At 54.6% G+C, this 17,278-nt stretch carries 14 protein-coding genes; 8 read left to right on the top strand and 6 right to left on the bottom strand.

Annotation, left to right across the window (positions count from 1 at the left end):
* The first annotated feature begins 746 nt into the window (after positions 1 to 746).
* Entirely contained in the window at positions 747 to 920 is a 174-nt protein-coding gene (locus tag J2Y56_RS01875) for a hypothetical protein (protein ID WP_310348270.1), read from the top strand.
* Positions 921 to 939: 19 nt separating this feature from the next.
* On the opposite strand, the gene J2Y56_RS01880 is transcribed toward J2Y56_RS01875, so the two are convergent.
* A complete protein-coding gene (locus tag J2Y56_RS01880) occupies positions 940 to 1,287 on the bottom strand; it encodes a hypothetical protein (protein ID WP_046027260.1) in 348 nt (115 codons plus the stop codon).
* Positions 1,288 to 1,487: 200 nt separating this feature from the next.
* Here J2Y56_RS01880 and J2Y56_RS01885 point away from each other — a divergent pair, with 200 nt between their 5' ends.
* On the top strand, positions 1,488 to 2,690 hold the full coding sequence (locus J2Y56_RS01885) for a cytochrome P450 (protein ID WP_310348273.1): 1,203 nt from the start codon (positions 1,488 to 1,490) through the stop codon (positions 2,688 to 2,690).
* A 203-nt stretch (positions 2,691 to 2,893) separates the two neighbouring features.
* Here the strand turns inward: J2Y56_RS01885 and norR are convergent, their stop codons facing one another.
* Positions 2,894 to 4,417 carry a nitric oxide reductase transcriptional regulator NorR gene (gene norR / locus J2Y56_RS01890; RefSeq protein ID WP_310348275.1) on the bottom strand — a complete coding sequence of 508 codons (1,524 nt, stop codon included), beginning with the start codon at positions 4,415 to 4,417 and terminating at the stop codon, positions 2,894 to 2,896.
* Positions 4,418 to 4,575: 158 nt separating this feature from the next.
* Here norR and norV point away from each other — a divergent pair, with 158 nt between their 5' ends.
* Positions 4,576 to 6,018, top strand: coding sequence for an anaerobic nitric oxide reductase flavorubredoxin (norV, locus tag J2Y56_RS01895; RefSeq protein WP_310348277.1), 1,443 nt, complete (start codon positions 4,576 to 4,578; stop codon positions 6,016 to 6,018).
* Positions 6,015 to 7,148, top strand: coding sequence for an NADH:flavorubredoxin reductase NorW (gene norW / locus J2Y56_RS01900; protein ID WP_310348279.1), 1,134 nt, complete (start codon positions 6,015 to 6,017; stop codon positions 7,146 to 7,148). The genes norV and norW overlap by 4 nt, the downstream gene beginning before the upstream one ends.
* Positions 7,149 to 7,249: 101 nt before the next feature.
* Here the strand turns inward: norW and J2Y56_RS01905 are convergent, their stop codons facing one another.
* Complete coding sequence (locus J2Y56_RS01905) at positions 7,250 to 8,230, bottom strand: tyrosine-type recombinase/integrase (RefSeq protein WP_310348280.1); 981 nt, start codon at positions 8,228 to 8,230, stop codon at positions 7,250 to 7,252.
* A gap of 179 nt (positions 8,231 to 8,409) precedes the next feature.
* On the opposite strand from J2Y56_RS01905, the gene J2Y56_RS01910 reads away from it, so the two are divergent.
* The 4 genes from J2Y56_RS01910 (at position 8,410) to J2Y56_RS01925 (ending at position 14,829) form a co-directional block, all read left to right on the top strand.
* Entirely contained in the window at positions 8,410 to 9,405 is a 996-nt protein-coding gene (locus J2Y56_RS01910) for a DNA-binding protein (RefSeq protein ID WP_310348282.1), read from the top strand.
* Between the two features lie 917 nt (positions 9,406 to 10,322).
* Entirely contained in the window at positions 10,323 to 12,230 is a 1,908-nt protein-coding gene (locus J2Y56_RS01915; protein WP_310348286.1) for an AAA family ATPase, read from the top strand.
* Between the two features lie 41 nt (positions 12,231 to 12,271).
* Positions 12,272 to 14,023 carry a UvrD-helicase domain-containing protein gene (locus tag J2Y56_RS01920; protein ID WP_310348375.1) on the top strand — a complete coding sequence of 584 codons (1,752 nt, stop codon included), beginning with the start codon at positions 12,272 to 12,274 and terminating at the stop codon, positions 14,021 to 14,023.
* A gap of 578 nt (positions 14,024 to 14,601) precedes the next feature.
* Positions 14,602 to 14,829, top strand: coding sequence for a BPSL0761 family protein (locus tag J2Y56_RS01925; RefSeq protein ID WP_310348377.1), 228 nt, complete (start codon positions 14,602 to 14,604; stop codon positions 14,827 to 14,829).
* A gap of 946 nt (positions 14,830 to 15,775) precedes the next feature.
* Here the strand turns inward: J2Y56_RS01925 and J2Y56_RS01930 are convergent.
* From J2Y56_RS01930 to J2Y56_RS01940, 3 genes are all read right to left on the bottom strand, one after another.
* Positions 15,776 to 16,252 (bottom strand): antitoxin Xre/MbcA/ParS toxin-binding domain-containing protein, encoded by a 477-nt coding sequence (locus J2Y56_RS01930; protein WP_310348288.1) that lies wholly within the window; start codon positions 16,250 to 16,252, stop codon positions 15,776 to 15,778.
* Between the two features lie 260 nt (positions 16,253 to 16,512).
* Complete coding sequence (locus J2Y56_RS01935; protein ID WP_310348291.1) at positions 16,513 to 16,824, bottom strand: hypothetical protein; 312 nt, start codon at positions 16,822 to 16,824, stop codon at positions 16,513 to 16,515.
* A gap of 34 nt (positions 16,825 to 16,858) precedes the next feature.
* Positions 16,859 to 17,077, bottom strand: coding sequence for an AbrB/MazE/SpoVT family DNA-binding domain-containing protein (locus tag J2Y56_RS01940; RefSeq protein ID WP_310348293.1), 219 nt, complete (start codon positions 17,075 to 17,077; stop codon positions 16,859 to 16,861).
* Positions 17,078 to 17,278: the final 201 nt, after the last annotated feature.

The following is a 17,278-nucleotide window of genomic DNA, read 5'->3' on the forward strand; positions in this document are numbered from 1 at the left end:
GTAGCTCTTGGGCGCGTCCGCTAAATTAAATCGAGTTCTGCAGGGCGCCAAATATCGTCGGAGTCGGGGTAGGAGTTGCTGGAGCATTAGGGGATGGGCGCTGCCGGCAGAGTGCCGGCAGTGGATCATTTATCCGCGTGAGTGACGGCAGTTATTGATGTCTGTCGTTTTGAGTCGGATCAGCGTTGCGACGATCTTAGCCGCAAGAGTTGCTGATGTGCAGCAGTCTTCTCTCCGCCAAGTTATTTTCAAGTGCCTGGTGGTCTGAAGGGGGCAGATGATGGTCTCTCTCCTTAAGCTCAAGCAAGTTTGAGCGCCAACTACGATAGGTTTGCTTAGCAACACGAATCGATGTCCTCTGTCTCCCCTTGAGCCTGCCAAACAAACCGGGCGCGGTTCGATACGGTAGAAACCCTAGTTGAGAAAAACTGTTTGTCGTCAACTGGCATGGCAATGGTGCCACCTCGGTGAGGTGAGAAGGCCGGCTGACGGGTGTCACGTGTTTCATCCTTTGAGATCCACTGCGACAGGTTGTGTTTGATCTATCGTCGGTTGAGGTAATTCGTTGAAGGGAAGGGTTGAACTGCGCTTAACGTTCTACAGAGCGGTTATGCGTCAGGAGCGAACATCGAGTTGTTGCGCTTAAGATAGCGTTGAAAACGGTGATGGCGATCGCCAGAAATCATGGACTTGATATTGATCAACTATGCTGACAATCAATTGGCGCGATAATCGGTGACTCCGCAATGACCTGGGTCAAGGCCGATCACGCCCGGGATGCCATCGTCGAGATTGAAATCGCCCAGGCTGACCATTGCGCGCCTGCCGCTGTTTTCGACGCAATAGCTGGGGGGCTGCTGAGGCCTGACCAGATCGAGAAGTTAAATAATCAAGGCTTTAACGTTCAAGGCCCACATTAAGGGCCCTGGTTATTTGGAGTTAAAAAGGGAGCGGTAGGGGGAAGGCCATGGCATTCAGATGGCTCAGGAAGAGAAACCCCGAAACCAATACCGCGTTGATCGACCAGGCCACCGTGAGGAAACGAGCGATCTGACCGTGGACGGGGTCACGGACATTATCCGCATTGCGCCATACAGCATTGAGCATGGAAGCGGTGTAGGCCACAAAACCCAGCAGCATCAGACCAAACAGGGAGGGGGCAACTTTGTTGAAGGCGACCAGGATCAGGCCAAACAGTAAATTGCTGAGCACTACGCCGTAGAGCCAGAACACCACCCACAGCGCAGTGCTGCCCTGCGAGTTTAACCACTGCTGAAGCTTACTCATCATGTCTCCCTGGCCAGCTAGTGGCCCGATTTTCCCTACAAGCCCGTACAGACTTCACCCGGGTGATGCCGACGTAGTGGACGTCGTGCACGGTTTCAGTCTAGCGGGCTTTTACGACATGTCCCGACCGAGTACGGGTAGGTCGACAAACCTTGCTACCTAGTTTCCAGATTCAGTGGGACGGGTTTATGGAGTAAACGATGGACGAGAAATCACTACCTGATTGGGATCCGAGGTCTGAAGCTGTGTTAAAGGATCAGACGACAGCCTACGACGACATGCGCCACCGTTGCCCGGTCGCATACAGTCAATATGGCTATATGTCCTTATTCCGGCATGAGGATGTGCTGCGCGTACTTAAGGATCATGAATCCTTCAGTAATGCCGTCTCGCGTTTCCCCTCGGTCCCCAATGGCATGGATCCGCCCGAGCATACGGTGTACCGGAGCCTCATCAAGCCTTATTTCAGCCCGGAGCATATGGATGCTTTTGCCCCGGTGTGCCGTGATATAGCTGTTCGTCTGGTGCGGGCGTTACCGGATGAAGGCCCTTCAGAACTGATAGGGGAATTTGCTCAAATCTTTGCGTTGCAGATCCAGTGTGCCTGGCTGGGCTGGCCGGCCGATCTTCATGAACCGCTGCGCCTGTGGACGCTGAAGAATCACGCGGCCACTCTGGCCAGAGACGACGCTGCCCTGGCCGCCGTGGCCCTCGAGTTTGACGGTTACATCAAGGATCTGCTGGAGGTGCGCCGTACAGCCGGCGCTGCTGCGCCGAACGACATTACGACCATCTTGTTACGCGATCAGTCCTTGGGAAGGCCTCTGACAGACGATGAGATCGTCAGTATTTTACGTAACTGGACGGTCGGCGAACTCGGAACCATTTCCGCCTCAGTCGGCATTCTCGCGCATTATTTGGCCATCAACTCCGGATGGCAGCAGCAATTGCGCGAACAACCCGCGCTGTTACCTACCGCCATCGATGAAATACTGCGTATTCATGCACCGCTGATTATGAACCGTCGGATGACTACGAAACAGGTCATGCTGGGCGGGCGCACGCTGGCAAAGGGGTCGCGTATCGCCCTCAACTGGGCGTCCGCCAATCGGGATGAAGCGGTCTTTGGAGATCCCGATGAAATGCGCCTCGATCGCGATCCCGAGCTGAACCTGCTCTATGGTGCCGGCATTCATGTCTGCCCCGGTGCACCGCTTGCCAGACTGGAGCTACGGATCGTGATGGAAGAACTGCTTGGACGCACAAACCGGATCACACTGGTGCCGGATAAGGAACCAGTGAACGCGTTTTTCCCTGCCAGCGGGTTTTCTTCTCTACCCCTGCGGATTCAAAAACCGTCTTCCCAAACTTTGGGAGCCTGCCTGACCCGCGAGATCCGATGATCCCGGGACAGTCCTTTAATGCTGGGCGGCTTGGCGGCGAGACCGACATGTAGGTCAGCATGATTGACGTCAGCTTAGAGGGTAGTGCGTCGGGTAATGCAGCTTCGCAACGCCGGTGTCGGTAACGGCCTTGACTGACCTGCAATCGGCCAGTCGATCAATGCTTGGTTCCGGCTGAATTGAGCCCTGATCGGCCGTGAGTGTTATTTCAAACCAAGCCGCTTCGCCAGTCGGTGCAAGTTGGCCACGTCCATATCCAGCATTCGAGCACAGGCAGACCATTTCCTTGCGCAATTATTCAGCGTGTTGTCAATCAGCTGACGCTGGAAGTCATCCGTCGCATCCCGCAGACCCTGGTCAACGCCGAGGAAAGGAACATCCAGAGCAACAGGCGGCGTATCCATCTGCTCGGGTACTTGATTGAAATGCTGTGCTTCAAGCAGTAGTTCGTCACTTTGCTGGGTCGCACGAGCAATGATTGTCGCTCGATAAACAGCATGCTCCAGTTCGCGAACGTTTCCTGGCCACGTGTACTGCTTGAGCAACGACAGACAGTTGGCAGCCAGAGCCACCCGTTTCAATCCCATGCGTTCCCTGCTCTGCTCACAGAAAAAACCCGCTAGCAACGTGATGTCCTGCGCACGCTCACGCAGTGGTGGTACATGCACAGGGAATACGCTTAAACGGTGGAACAGGTCTGCACGGAACCGATTGTTCAACACCTCCTGCTTCAGATCACGATTGGTCGCGGCAAGCACCCGTACGTTGACCCGCAAGACGTTATCGTCACCAACCCGTTGCAGGTCGCCGTATTGCAGTACCCGCAACAGTTTCGCTTGCAGATTCAGTGACAGTTCACCGATTTCGTCGAGAAACAGTGTGCCGTTATCAGCCATTTCGAACTTGCCGGTGCGATGATGGATTGCGCCGGTAAAAGCCCCTTTGACATGGCCGAACAACTCACTCTCAGCGACTGATTCCGGCAGCGCAGCGCAGTTCAGATAGACCACAGACTGACCTGCGCGTGATGAACCTTCATGTATGGCCTTGGCGACCAGTTCCTTGCCGACTCCGGTTTCTCCAGTGATCAAGACGTTCAGGTCGGAACCTGCCACCATTTCGATCTCTCTTTTCAACTGTCGCATGACTTCGCTGAGCCCGACCATTTCGGTGTCGGGTTTGCCCGCCGGGATATTACTGATGGAGAGAGGAGTAATGGTCTGACTTTCCAGTTGCTCCACCAGCAATGCATTGGCCAAGGCAGCAGAAGCGAGGGCTCCCACCAATCGCAGCTCTTCGTCGCTGAAGTGATCAAACTGTGCCGGGTCCATGCCATCGATCGTCAGCGCACCAATCAGCGTCTGGTCCGCGAACAACGGCAATCCGATACAGGCATGCACTTTGAGGTCCTGCCGGCTCGGTATCAGTCCGTCATAGGGATCAGGCAAATGACTCTCTGCCGGAAAGCGAACCACGTCACCGGCGCGAGCGATGGCTTCCAGTCGCGGATGTGCATCAAGGCTGAAGCGGCGCCCTAGAACATCCGGTGCCAGGCCGTCAATCGCCAGCGGACGGAACTGTCGCTGTTCATAACGCAACAAGGCAGAGGCGTCGCAACCCAGCAATTGGCGCAAGGTATTGATCAGACGTTGAAAGCGGTCCTGATGGGAAATGCCGCTTTGCAACTGAATAGCGATGCGTGCCAGGGATTCAACGGAGAGACTCATGTTTTGTCACTTTGACAATGAATTAGTCATAAAGACAGTAGTCGGACAATGTCATATTGACAATCGTTGTTTTATTTATCTTTATAATCAATAACTTAAGGTCTGGCACGAACATTGCCATCTTCGGTGTAGAACATCATTTTTATACTGAGGTAGCCATGTCAATTCACGTCAAGAACAACATTCATTGGGTCGGTCAGCGCGATTGGGAAGTGCGGGACTTTCATGGCACTGAATACAAATGCCACAAAGGTAGCAGTTACAACAGCTACCTGATCCGTGAAGAAAAGACCGTATTGATTGATACGGTTGATCACAGGTTCAGCCGGGAGTTCATACAGAACCTGGCGATGGAAATCGACCTGAACACGCTGGACTATATCGTCATCAATCATGCGGAAGAGGACCATGCAGGGGCGCTGACAGAGTTGATGTCGCGGATCCCGAATACGCCGATCTATTGCACCGCCAATGGCGTGGACTCGATTAACGGTCATCACCATCATCCAGAGTGGAATTTCCACGTCGTACATACCGGCGACACCCTGGATGTCGGCAATGGCAAACAGCTGGTTTTCGTGGAGACCCCGATGCTGCATTGGCCAGACAGCATGATGACCTACATGACCGGCGATGCCGTATTGTTCAGTAACGACGCCTTTGGCCAACATTACTGCGACGAACACCTGTTTAATGATGAAGTGGATCAAAACGAACTGTTCGATCAGTGCCAACGCTACTACGCCAACATCCTTACGCCATTCAGTCGCCTGGTCATTCCCAAGATTACCGAGATCCTCGGTTTCAATCTGCCGGTCGATATGATTGCCACCGCCCATGGCGTGGTGTGGCGTGATAATCCGACGCAGATTGTGCACCGCTATCTGGAATGGGCGGCGGACTATCAGGAGGACCGCATCACACTGTTCTACGACACCATGTCGAACAACACCCGCATGATGGCCGACGCCATCGCACAAGGCGTTCACGAAGTCGATCCGGGTGTGGCGGTGAAGATTTTCAACGTCGCGCGCCACGACAAGAATGAGATTCTGACCAACGTGTTCCGCTCAAAAGGTGTTCTGGTGGGCTCGTCCACCATGAACAACGTCATGATGCCGAAAGTCGCCGGCCTGCTGGAGGAAATAGCCGGGCTGCGTTTTCGTAATAAAAAGGCTTCGGCGTTTGGCAGTTACGGCTGGAATGGTGGGGCGGTAGACCGTATCCAGACGCGCTTGATGGACGCTGGTTTTGAAACCACATTGGCGCTCAAAGCCAAGTGGCGGCCAGACGGTGACTCGCTTGAGGTTTGCCGAGCTCATGGCCGCGAAATCGCTCGGCAATGGGCGCTGCATCCATCGACGGACGCACAAGTCGCACGACCTGCAGCCACCGCATCTGCCCAGGCGGAACCCATCGCGGACAACGGCCCGCGCATGCAGTGCAGTGTCTGCCAATGGGTTTACGACCCGGCGATCGGGGAGCCGATGCAGGATGTGCAGGCCGATACGGCTTGGTGCGATGTGCCTGATTACTTCCTGTGCCCTGAATGTTCACTGGGTAAATCGGTATTCGATGAGCTTGCTTCGGAGGCGAAATGAACAAGGAAATCGTCATTGTGGGCTCCGGCTTCGCGGCTCGTCAGGTGGTCAAGAACTTGCGCAGGCTCGATGCAGCGGTGCCCATTCGGTTGATCGCTGCAGACAGTTGCGATGAGTACAACAAGCCCGACCTGAGTCACGTCATCAGTCTCAATCAGACAGCGGACGACATGACTCGTCAGTCTGCGGCGGAGTTTGCCGAGATGTATCGGTTAACCCTGAATGCGGATTGCCAGCTGACTGCAATTGATCGCGAAAACAAGCGTATAAGCGCCGGCAGTGAGGCATTCAGCTACGACAAACTGATTCTTGCCACGGGTGCGCAAGCCATCGTTCCGCCGATTCCCGGACGGGAGTGGATGGTGACTCTGAACAGTCAGCAAGAATACCGTCATGCACAACATGCTCTGAGAGCGGCAGAGCGCGTACTGATTCTGGGGGCCGGCTTGATTGGCAGTGAACTGGCCATGGATGTCAATCGTGCCGGAAAGCAAGTGGTACTGATGGATAAGTCCTGCAGCCTGCTGGCCTCGTTGCTGCCTGTTGAGGTGAGTAGCCGCTTGCAGCATCGGCTATGCCGGATGGGTGTGGAAATGGTGTTCAACCAGGCTTTGGAATCCATTGAAAGGAGAGACGATAGCCTGTTGGCGACTTTGTCCAATGGCCGGCAAATCTCCACCGATGTGATCCTTGCCTCAATTGGGTTGAAACCTGATACGACGTTGGCGGCGCAGGCTGGTTTACGGGTGGATCGTGGCATTGAAGTTGATGAACGCATGTGCACCTCTGACCCACACATATTTGCCGTCGGCGATTGCGCGCAAATCGAGGGCAAGCTGCTGCCGTTTCTGCAACCCATTCAGTTAAGCGCCATGACCCTGGCTCGTAATGTGCTGGGTGGCGATGAGCAAGTGAAGTTCCCGGCGATGCTGGTGAAGATCAAGACCCCGGAAATGCCACTGCACCTGGCCGGAGAAACCAACCGGAAGGACTTGCAATGGCAGATCAGCCTTGAGTCACAGGGGCTGGTAGCCAAAGGGCTGGACATGGCAGGGCAGCTACGGGCGTTCGTCGTCAGCGAAGACCAAATGAAGCAGGCCTTTACATTACTACGACAACTCTCGTTGTAAATCACATTGGCAGAGCTCACCCGGATCGACCAATCGAATCGCATTATGCAGAAGACTTTTGCGAGCTGGAGTATGGCTACCCATGTGAACCTCATCTGGCCCTAGGGTTTTCCAGCAACCGTCAACGCTTGCGGGTGGGGAACAGCTGATGATGTGAGCGGCTGACCTGTCGCCAATGCTCCAAAGGAATCTGCCGTGTCGATGTAGCGTATGGCGGATTTCATGTCCTTCCAACCGACGTAGGTCATCAGCGCTTTGATGTCCCAGCCATTGGCCGCCGCCCATGTGGCGAAGCCGCGACGCAGCGAGTGGCTGGTGTACAGATCGCCAGACACACCCGCGCGATTGAAAATTCGCCGCAGCAGTGGAATCAGGCTGTTGGCGTTAAAGCCGTCTTCAGCCAGATGCCCCCAACGATCGAGCTTTCTGAAGACTGGGCCCTGCACAATGCCGGCTACCGTGATCCAGTTAATGTAAGCCTGGACCGGACAGAGCTTCTTTAGCGCCGGGGTACGAAACGTCGTGCCGCGGTGCTGGCGATCGCCTTTGCTGTGCGGCAGGTAGAACGTGATGCCCACGCCCGTTTGCGCCTGGGTGTGCTCCACTTGCAAACGTGACAGCTCATCACCACGAAACCCGCGCCAGAATCCAATCAGCACCAGCGCGATGTCACGCCGACTGCGCAACATGCCTGTCAGGTCGTGCCGCGCGGCCGCCTGCTCCGCCTCTCGCTCCAACCACTGAACAGCTTGCTCCAGGTGCTGCAGGAGCAGGGGAGCCGCCTGCTTTTCCTGGGCAGGGTGCAAGGTGCGAATTCCCTTGATCATCTGCCGCACCGCCGGCGTCTTGGTCGGATCGGGGAAGCCTTGGGTGATGTGCCACTGGGCCAGGGCGGCCAAACGCTGCTTGAGGGTGCTGATGGCGTGCTGATCGGCGTACTCCGCCAGGTAACGCACGATGCCGTCCCCGGTCGCCGGCAGAAACCCGCCCCAGGTCACTTCGAAATGTTCCACTGCCGCACGGTAGCTGCGCCGGGTGTTGTCCCGGGTGCCGGCCTGCAGGTACTGATCCGCCTTGCTCATGTCGACCCATCCACTTCAAACGTACCTATTTCAGCATCGAAGAAGGCAAAAACGGCTCTATGATGCGATAACGCTCGATTATTTTATCAGAGAAAGCGTTATTTTTTGATCTGTATTTTTTCAAAAGCTATTATGTATGTACGTGATACATCACACAGTACGATATCGCAGGAGAGAACATGGCTCGCGGCGGAATTAACAAGGCTGTAGTGTTGGAAGCTAGAAATGCACTGCTCGCCCGCGGCCGAAATCCAAGCATTGATGCCCTGCGCGTTGAGATGGGCAATACTGGATCGAGAACCACTATTCAGCGGTACATGAAGGAGATTGAGGCCGCTTCAATGGGGGGAGATCCTAGGGAGCCCACTCAACGCTTCAGCGATGAGCTAACAAATCTGGTATCGCGCCTGTTGGAGCGCATGACTGAAGAGTCTGGGGCCGCCATCACCGATGCCCAGGCGATGTTCGATCAGCAAAAGGCTGACCTAGAACAACAGCTCTCAGTCTCACAGGCACATTTCGTCTCGCTACAGCGCCAATTTGATAGCCAGCGCAGCGCACTGGAAGCCCAGACGGCCGAACTGCAGACCAGTCAGACAAGCCTGCAAGCCGAACTCACTCGTAACGCGCGTTTGAGCCAGAGCTGCGGTGACTTGGAGCTCCGTGTGCAGGAGAAGGACGAGCAGATCCGCTCCCTGGAAGAGAAGCACCTGCACTCTCGAGATGCGCTTGAGCATTACCGCAATGCAGTCAAGGAGCAGCGTGAGCAGGAACAGCAACGGCACGAAGGACAGGTGCAGCAAGTTCAGGTTGAACTCCGCCAGTTGCAGCAAACTTTGATGCTCAAGCAGGATGAGCTTACTCGGCTGAATCGGGATAACGAGCGGCTACTGGGTGAGTCACGCCATCAGGCAAAAACGATCGTCATTCAAGAGGACGCGATGCAGCGGCAAGCTGGAGAAATCAATGCCTTGAAAACGACCGTTAACAAGGCGGAAGGAGCCAAGGAAATGCTGCAGGAGCAGGTTGGTCTATTGCGGGAAGAGGCCAAGCGGCTTGAGGGGGAGGTGGGGGCGGCCAATGAGCAGGTGACTGGGATCAACAGACAATTGGCCGAGTCATCTTCAGAGCTCGCTCAATTGCAGCGGAACATGAATCAATCTGGTGGCACATGATTGACTAGGCCTCAGCCCATTGCACTAAACCGTGCTCGACCCACTGAATCACTGAGCCGAAACCAGTTGACCCCCAAGGAGAGATTTGTATGACCGCCACCAACACCGTTCGCAGTAGCTCTCTAGAAGGCCGGCCGGCTCTGAAATACGCCCATGAGCGTCTTACTGAGATGCTCTACTTGGGCCGTGTTTCAGGGCCGCTTAAGCAGATTTCGCATTTGACGCCTCACATGGAGCAGCGAGATTCCCCCTGCGTAAGTCTTGGTGTAATGGGTATCTCTATTTAAATCTGTCGTTCATCTCGCGGCCAGCTGGAGTGCCTGGATCACCAAGAAGCGACACCAATGCGGCGCGGAATTCGAGCAGCGCATCTCGCGATAACGCGTCTTCACGCGGGCCACCTAACTTGGGCCTGAACATCTTCGATGTGGTGGAGTAGGGACTCGGCGTCGTTCTGGTTGAGGTCAAAGACGGTAAGTACGATGAGTACCCGTGATTGATTCGCTCAAGTGCACTCGTGACCAAAAGATAACCTTCATCACGGAGAGCGATCGCTACAGGCGTTGGTTGTTTTCGGCCGATTTAGCCATACGCTCGCTTTTTCCTTGCTGCCAAAAATCTGTTCGGCTTGATGCTGTATCTGCTCTACGTAATTCATGTGGCCTCGTGTGGCGCGTCGCTATAAACGGTGGGGCGACCGGCGCTCGTTTGGTTCTGCATGTTTTGAGGTAGTGCAGGCGAGCTTGCCATCACGTCACTCATGGGTGCTAACTGTTGACCATCGCACGGATTGGTAGGCAGCGTAACCAATGCACGGGTTTGAAACTACCGCAATCCGGGCCATCGCTTAGATACCTCCAACCACGGCTAATGAGCTTGCGCTCGACGCTGAGACAAATTACGAAGAAAGGACTCTCATGTATCTGCGGGCATTGGACATCAATGGTTTCAAGTGTTTCGGCGAGCGGTTCACCATAGAGTTTCACGACGGCTTAAATGTCCTAGTGGGCGAAAACGGGGCGGGCAAAACAGGGATAGTCAGCGCGATACGTCAGCTCTTCAACGACTCGGAGACGGGCAAGCGGATCATCAGTGAGCGTGATTTCTACAGAGGGTTTGAGGCTGGTGCTGTTGCGTCCGAGCAAATCAGAATTCAGGCCACGTTTTCAGGCCTGGACGAAAAAGATGTCATTGCCTTTGACGACTGGTGTGGAAATCACCACGAGGCGAAACTGACTTTCACCGCGCTCAACCAGGAGTCGCGTGGCCGGTTCAAGCACCACACGTACGGCGGTCATGAATACACCAAGGCATTTGAAACCGAGACGCTCGACTACATTCACTGCGTTTACCTACCACCGCTACGTGACGCCGAGACGAAGCTGCGGGAAGGACGCCAGTCTCGCCTTGCACGCTTGTTGAAAGCTTTGTGCCGCAAGGATCTCGAAGCCGCTAGAAAAACAGGCAAGCTGCACCCGCTGGAGCAACACGTGGGCGACTTCAACCGCGAGCTTTCCGAGAGCGACAAGTTTGCTATCAAACTGGCCAACCAGCGGATCGGCGACAACCTGAAGGCTGCACTGGGGCTGAACCTGTCCCAGGGCACCATGATCCAGTTTTCCGAGGTCAGTTTCTCACGCATTGTGGAGGGACTAAGGCTTCTGTATTTCCCAAATCTCACACAGGCCGACCCTACGCAATTTCGGTCACTTGAGGAAAATAGCCTCGGGTACAACAACCTCCTGTACATCGCGTCGATCCTGGCGGAGCTGATCCTAGAGGTGGAGGAAGATCGGGGCGAGGCGACCTATCTGCGCCTGCTGCTGATCGAGGAGCCGGAGGCACACCTTCACCCGCAACTTCAGCTACGCCTGTTGCGGCATTTGAAAACGGTCGCTGAGGAGCGGGGTATACAGGTAATCATCACGACTCACTCGACGGTGATCTCCGCTGCCGTGTCCGTAGATCACATCATCCACCTCTCCAATGAGCATAAGCCTGCGGCAGTGCCGCTCAGGAACTCAGGGCTTCCCGAGCAAAGTCGATGCTTTGTAGATCGCTGGCTGGATGTGACGAAGTCGAATTTGCTGTTTTCCAAGGGAGCAATCCTGGTCGAGGGCATCGCTGAAGCGATCGTTGTGCCGGAGCTTGCTCGGATTGTCCTGCGTCCGTATGGCAAGGGGAGAAACTCCCTGGATGACTACGGCGTGTCGGTGATCAATTTGGGCGGGATCTACTTCAAGCACTTCATGCAGTTGTTCTGTGATGTCAGTGGCGAGCAGCCTGGCGAAAATGTGCCGGTGAGGTGCGCCGGGCTAACCGATAACGACCCACCGAAGTCCTTGACGTCCATTGACGATGGGAAGGGTGGAAAAAAGGCAGTTCCGTTTCTGCCCCACGCTGATGACCACCCTGTCGGCAACAATCCGGCATTGGAGCTTCGGGGTCCGATCAACCGGTCGCAATTCGCTCGACTGTTCGCAGGCATGTACAAGACGTTCGAGTACGACATCGCGATGGAGGGCGACAATCTCAAAACCATGTTAACCGTCGCGGCCGTGCTCTGGCCAGTGCCCGACGGCTCGGTAGTGAAGAGGCTGGAGAAGGACGCGAAACTGGAATTTGGGGCCATGACCTCTGCCGAAAGGGCGATTTTTGCTGGCGATCTACTTGATCGGCTTGACTGCGATGAGATTGGCAAGGGATTGTATGCCCAGTCCTTTGCAGATGCGCTTGCGGGCCTGGAGACTGAATTCGTGGTGCCAGAGTACATCCGCCTTGCCATCCTCTGGGCCTGCGGGTTGGAGGCAGGAGCAGCGGGATGACAGCGTACACCGAAGGTGAGGAGCCAAGGGTTGCCGGTGAGATGAAGTTCACCCGGGAGCAGCAGGATTACATCGATTCTCCGCTAGACAGACACGTCTACCTGAAAGCCTGCCCAGGCAGTGGTAAGACTGAGGTAGTCGCCGCCAAGGTGTGTAAGACCGTCCGAGAGTGGTCTCGTTATCCTTCAGGCATTGCGGTTCTTACCTTTTCCAACAGCGCAACAGATGAGCTCAGGGGGAGGGTGCGCAAATACCTGGGAGAGCCTATTGGATTGCCCCATTGCATTTCCACGTTCGACAGCTTCGTGCTCTCGCGACTGGTGGCGAACATCGCCATCGAGCTGACCAGCTACAAGGGTAAAGATGGGGATTTCCGCATTCGAATCCTCGAAAAAACCGCCGACATCTATCGCACTCATCACCCTATCTGTGATCGCAAGATTTCAGCCTGCAGATACAACTATGACCTGGAAACCGCGCGGTTCGTATTTTCAACAGGTGAGCGTGGCCTGGACAATCAGCTGAACGCAGTAGAGATCGCCGGAGATACGCTCAAAGACCTTGTGGCCACCAAAAAAAGGCTCTGGCAAGGAGGCTTTGCGACCTACGGTGACATCGACATGCTGGCGCTGATGGCCCTCAAGGATAAACGCTTCGACGGCTATTTCTCGCGGGTGGCCTGTCGGTTCCCCGTGCTCATCGTTGATGAATGCCAGGATCTCTCCGCCGAGCAGTTGCAGATAGTGAAAAGGCTCAGCGCTTTCGGTGTGACGTTCCATTTTATCGGTGATCTGAACCAGTCCATCTACGGGTTCCGGAAGTCAAACCCGGCCAGGGTCGGCAGGCTGATGGAGGAGCTTAAGTTCAAACCATACGAATTGACCGCCAACTGGCGAAGCGGGCAAGCGATCGTTGACGTTTGCGCCAGCATCATCGGGACGGGGAAAATCACCGGCAATCCAGGCATTCCTTCTGTACAGCCCAAAATTCTCGAATATCAGCGTTGCCCCTCCGAGTTGCTCACAACTATCCGGGCGATGACACAGGCGTATAGCAAAGTGGTGCTCGTTGCGCGGGGTCATACGACCCTTCAGCGTCTACGCAACGGAGAGACCTTCGAGGGCATTGAGTTGCTGGCCGTCGCATGTATCTCGGCAGGCGCAGGTAGCTTGAAGGACATCAAGGAAAGCCTGAAAACGTTTGCCAAATGGCTGGCAGAGAAACTGGAGCTCCAGGTCACCAAAGCAGGGCCGTATTGTCCTGTTGCGATGGAATCCAAATTGGCGTGGCGCAAGTTCATCCATGACAGTCTCAAATTCATGGTCGCCAATGGCGCGGGCAACCCGGATCAAACCTGGTCGGCCTGGGTACGCACAGCAAAGCTGGCTATCCGGAAACTCCCCGATCAGGCTTTTATCCCAGCAGAGATCCGCGATGAGCTGGAGTCCCTCAGGGCATTGAACCTTGTAGCTCGCCCAGGACAGGGGGCGAAGCTCGTGTCAGTGCGGCTCATGAGTCAAGAAGACCAGGATGGCCAACCAGACAATCTGCGCTATGAGACTATTCATCAGGTGAAGGGCGAAACTCACGATGTGACGGTCGTCGTGTCCTCCCTGAAATCCGGAAAATATCACTCACATTGGCAGGACTGGCTGCGTGATCGCGAATCGGAGGCTACGCGGTTTGCATACGTCGCGAGTTCAAGGCCGCAACACATGCTGATCTGGGCGGTAAAGAAGCTCAAGCCAGCGGATCGGCCTGTGCTAGCCCAGTTAGGCTTTGAGCTGCCGTGAATGCGCTGGCGATCCTCGGCTCGAACTGGCGATCCGCTCCAGGAGCATTACCTCTTCAGGCAACCCGGACTGGGTGGTTGCCCGATGGGGGCTGATCCCATTTGCACACGAATCTTCATTGAGTGTCTGGTGAAGGGCTCCGGCAACACCATCGGCTACTGATACCTACCCGTATAAAATGGATCTGAAATTCGCAATGGCCTTACCAAGCGCTGTCTGCTTCAACTGCGTAAAAGAACCTTACCTTGAAGCCTGGATAAAAGGTGCCGGAGCTTTGAGCTGTTGCGCCCTATGCTCTGAACAAAGCCCATGCATGCCACTGACAGAAATCGTTGTGCGTGCCCTGGCGATTCTGGAGCGCTACTGATTACGTCTTCAACAGAGAAACCTTAAATCTTCGGTGGTGTGGTTTTTTCACCAAACACTTTCCAGTGAACAATTCAGCTCTGAATCGGAAGCTATCCTTGGACAGGCGTCCATATTGACCGATAGCCTGGACTAGGCCTGCGAAATTTGGCAACCGAGCCTGGTTGCCTTGAATTTGACTGACGATCTCACTCGTGGTGGATTACATGACGATGCCATTTGAACGGACCAGGTCCGTAGCACAAACTCACGCTTTCCTGACGGAACTTGCTCGCGACACAGAAGTGCCCGAGCGCGTTAGACAACACGCACACTTCCTTTTACGCCACTTTCCTACTAAGCAGGATGTTCTACAGGCTGGTCGAATTGAAGAGCAAGCGAAAAAACTAGGAATAGGTACATTTGGCCCCGTTTTTAGCTCCTCAACTGAAGACTGGTAAAAACTGTTGGCACCGACGCCGAATAGACCCAGTTGCCGAGATGTCACTGACCCAGTCTATTCCTCGCGAGCCATTGCTTTGCTGCATTTGTGCAGATTTGGACGTGGGGCACGTCTTGCGTCAGCACATGGGTCACATCGGCATCGGTGTCAAAATCTACTCTCTAGAACACCATTTACGAAGTGCCTCCGTCATGAGTACAACCTTCAGCTGTAGCCATGCTCGCCGGCGACTCCGTCGCCTTTTTGCACTGGTCGCCCAAGGCCAAAGTTTCGTCATAAGAAAGAACGGGCGAGTAATTTGCCGGCTGGAGGGTGCCAAAGAGATTCAGGTTGCTCATGGCACCGCCTACAAGGCCTCATTGTAAGGCCCAGAGGCGTTAACGAAACTCGTGGCGACTCAAAGGTCAGTCAGCCAAACGAGGGAGTTTTCTACGGTCTCGATATATATGGAAATTAGTGAAATTATGTCCTGAGCATAAACTCGCTAATTTGGATACACATGCTGGGTCCGACGGAAATTGCACCATCGGTAGAATAGCCTCGTGAGCCACTGGCTAACTTGACCGCGGAGCCGCAAGAATCGACATCTACTGCAAGATGTCAGCGCAGCGAGACGATGAAGACCTTAGAAATTTCCACAAGGTTGAAGGCAGAAATAGAAGTGCGCCCAGATCGATAGCCGGCCAGTTGTAAGTCCCGCTTCTCAAAGCGGACATCTGTATCCAGCTTCACCTTGAGGCAGAAGCGCTATGAACAAGTACCAGAGACAAGCGCTAGGAGTGCCTACCCCTAAGTTGCATTGAGCGAAGCCCTAGAGCAAAGCCAAGTTGACTGTGGACTCCAACGGCCTCAAGGCGGCCTTATGTGGATCAGCTCCCGCCCAGTTATCCTTCATAGCAAGAGGTCGTCTGTTCATTTCGTTTTTGCTATTCACTTGGCCTCCATCAGGCAGCACCACCCCATTCCAAAGCTTGAAGCACACGACGAACTTGCTTGGTTCCAATCTCGGTTTCGCAGAGCATAACCGGTGTCTCTCCACCGAGGGCTTTGTTTGGTTTCGACATCCAGCATACGGCCGTATCTCTGCTTTGAAAGACCGCTTCTGCCAAGTGACAGACGACGGCAACTCGATCTAGTCGTTCTGACGCAACAGCGTTGAGGGGCTTTTGTTCACGTCTACGTCTTTCGAGCGTGGAGATCGATGCATTGAGGAGTATCTCCACGCTGCGATCCTGAAGGTTAAAGGTTATGCGAACCACCTGGGAAAGCTGAGCGGAGAAGCCTGCCTTGATATGGAGCAGCCGCTCCGACTCCTTGAGCAAATCCCGATTGGAGATGAATTCCCAAAACGCAGCGATAGCGGCGTTACGCAATTCGTCTTTCTTGCTTGGCCTATGCAGTGTAGTCGTTGGGGCGCTCATCACGTTTCCATCAAAAAACAAAGTAAACCCGCCAAATGAAGCATAGACCTCCTACCTGATCCGAGCTGCTGCCTTTAATCGCTGCGCTTCTGTTCTCGTCAATGCTCGGCAAATGACTCACTGAATCGACTCTATGGAATCATGATGTATCGAATGGATTATCGAGTTGCGGCCCCATAAGTGGCCGTCTGGCTGCCCAGGCAAGGTGAGTTGGGCAAACGTTGCTTCGTATCTGACCGCTTACGATTTGCAGAGACTATCTATCGGCTCCCAGCGTCACCGAAATAATCATCCTTTGCGACCAGACCGAGATTATCGGTGAGATCCTGACCATCCTCGCTGAACAAATGTTGAATTCGCCGCTCCTGCTTGAGGTAAGCCAATGTTCGGAAGAAACAATCCTCACATAGGTGCAGCTCATAGCGTTCCCCATCATGGGCAGTGCCATAGCCCCGGTGTGCTTGCAGGGTGCAGAACTGGTGCCCGCCAGTATTCAAGCGGGTGGAGCAACGGCATACATCGCACACAACGTCAGTGACGGTCTCGATTTCGACTCTTCCGGTTATTTTCATCGCTGACTCCTACACGCGCCGCTGACATTTGCATTCAGCCAGTTGTATTCATGTCTTCGATGCTTACGGCATTCTGCGGCTTTCGGATCATCCCCTTCAGTCGTTTAACAGACTGCGTGACAGCCACGATGGCGAACTGACCGTTCTCTATCTCGACGAAATCAACCCTATCGCCTGGCCGCAGTCCAAGAGAAGCCCGTACCTGAGCAGGGATTGTGATTTGCCCTTTAGAGCTCACAGTGGTAGTAGCCATGATGGATACCTACGGGATTGATCACCTACATGATAACTAGGTCACACCCCGAGATGTGAGTGACGAACTGAAGTCGAACTGTGCCTGAAGGGCCCTAAAGGTGCTACCGCTAATTGTTGGGCACGATGTCATCCTAACATTCACTCATCCCGACTAGAAACTGGATTGGGGGGCTTGTCGGGAGTCGACTAGCCTCAACTG

Source organism: Pseudomonas sp. BE134 (assembly GCF_031456105.1).
Classification (GTDB): Bacteria; Pseudomonadota; Gammaproteobacteria; order Pseudomonadales; family Pseudomonadaceae; genus Aquipseudomonas.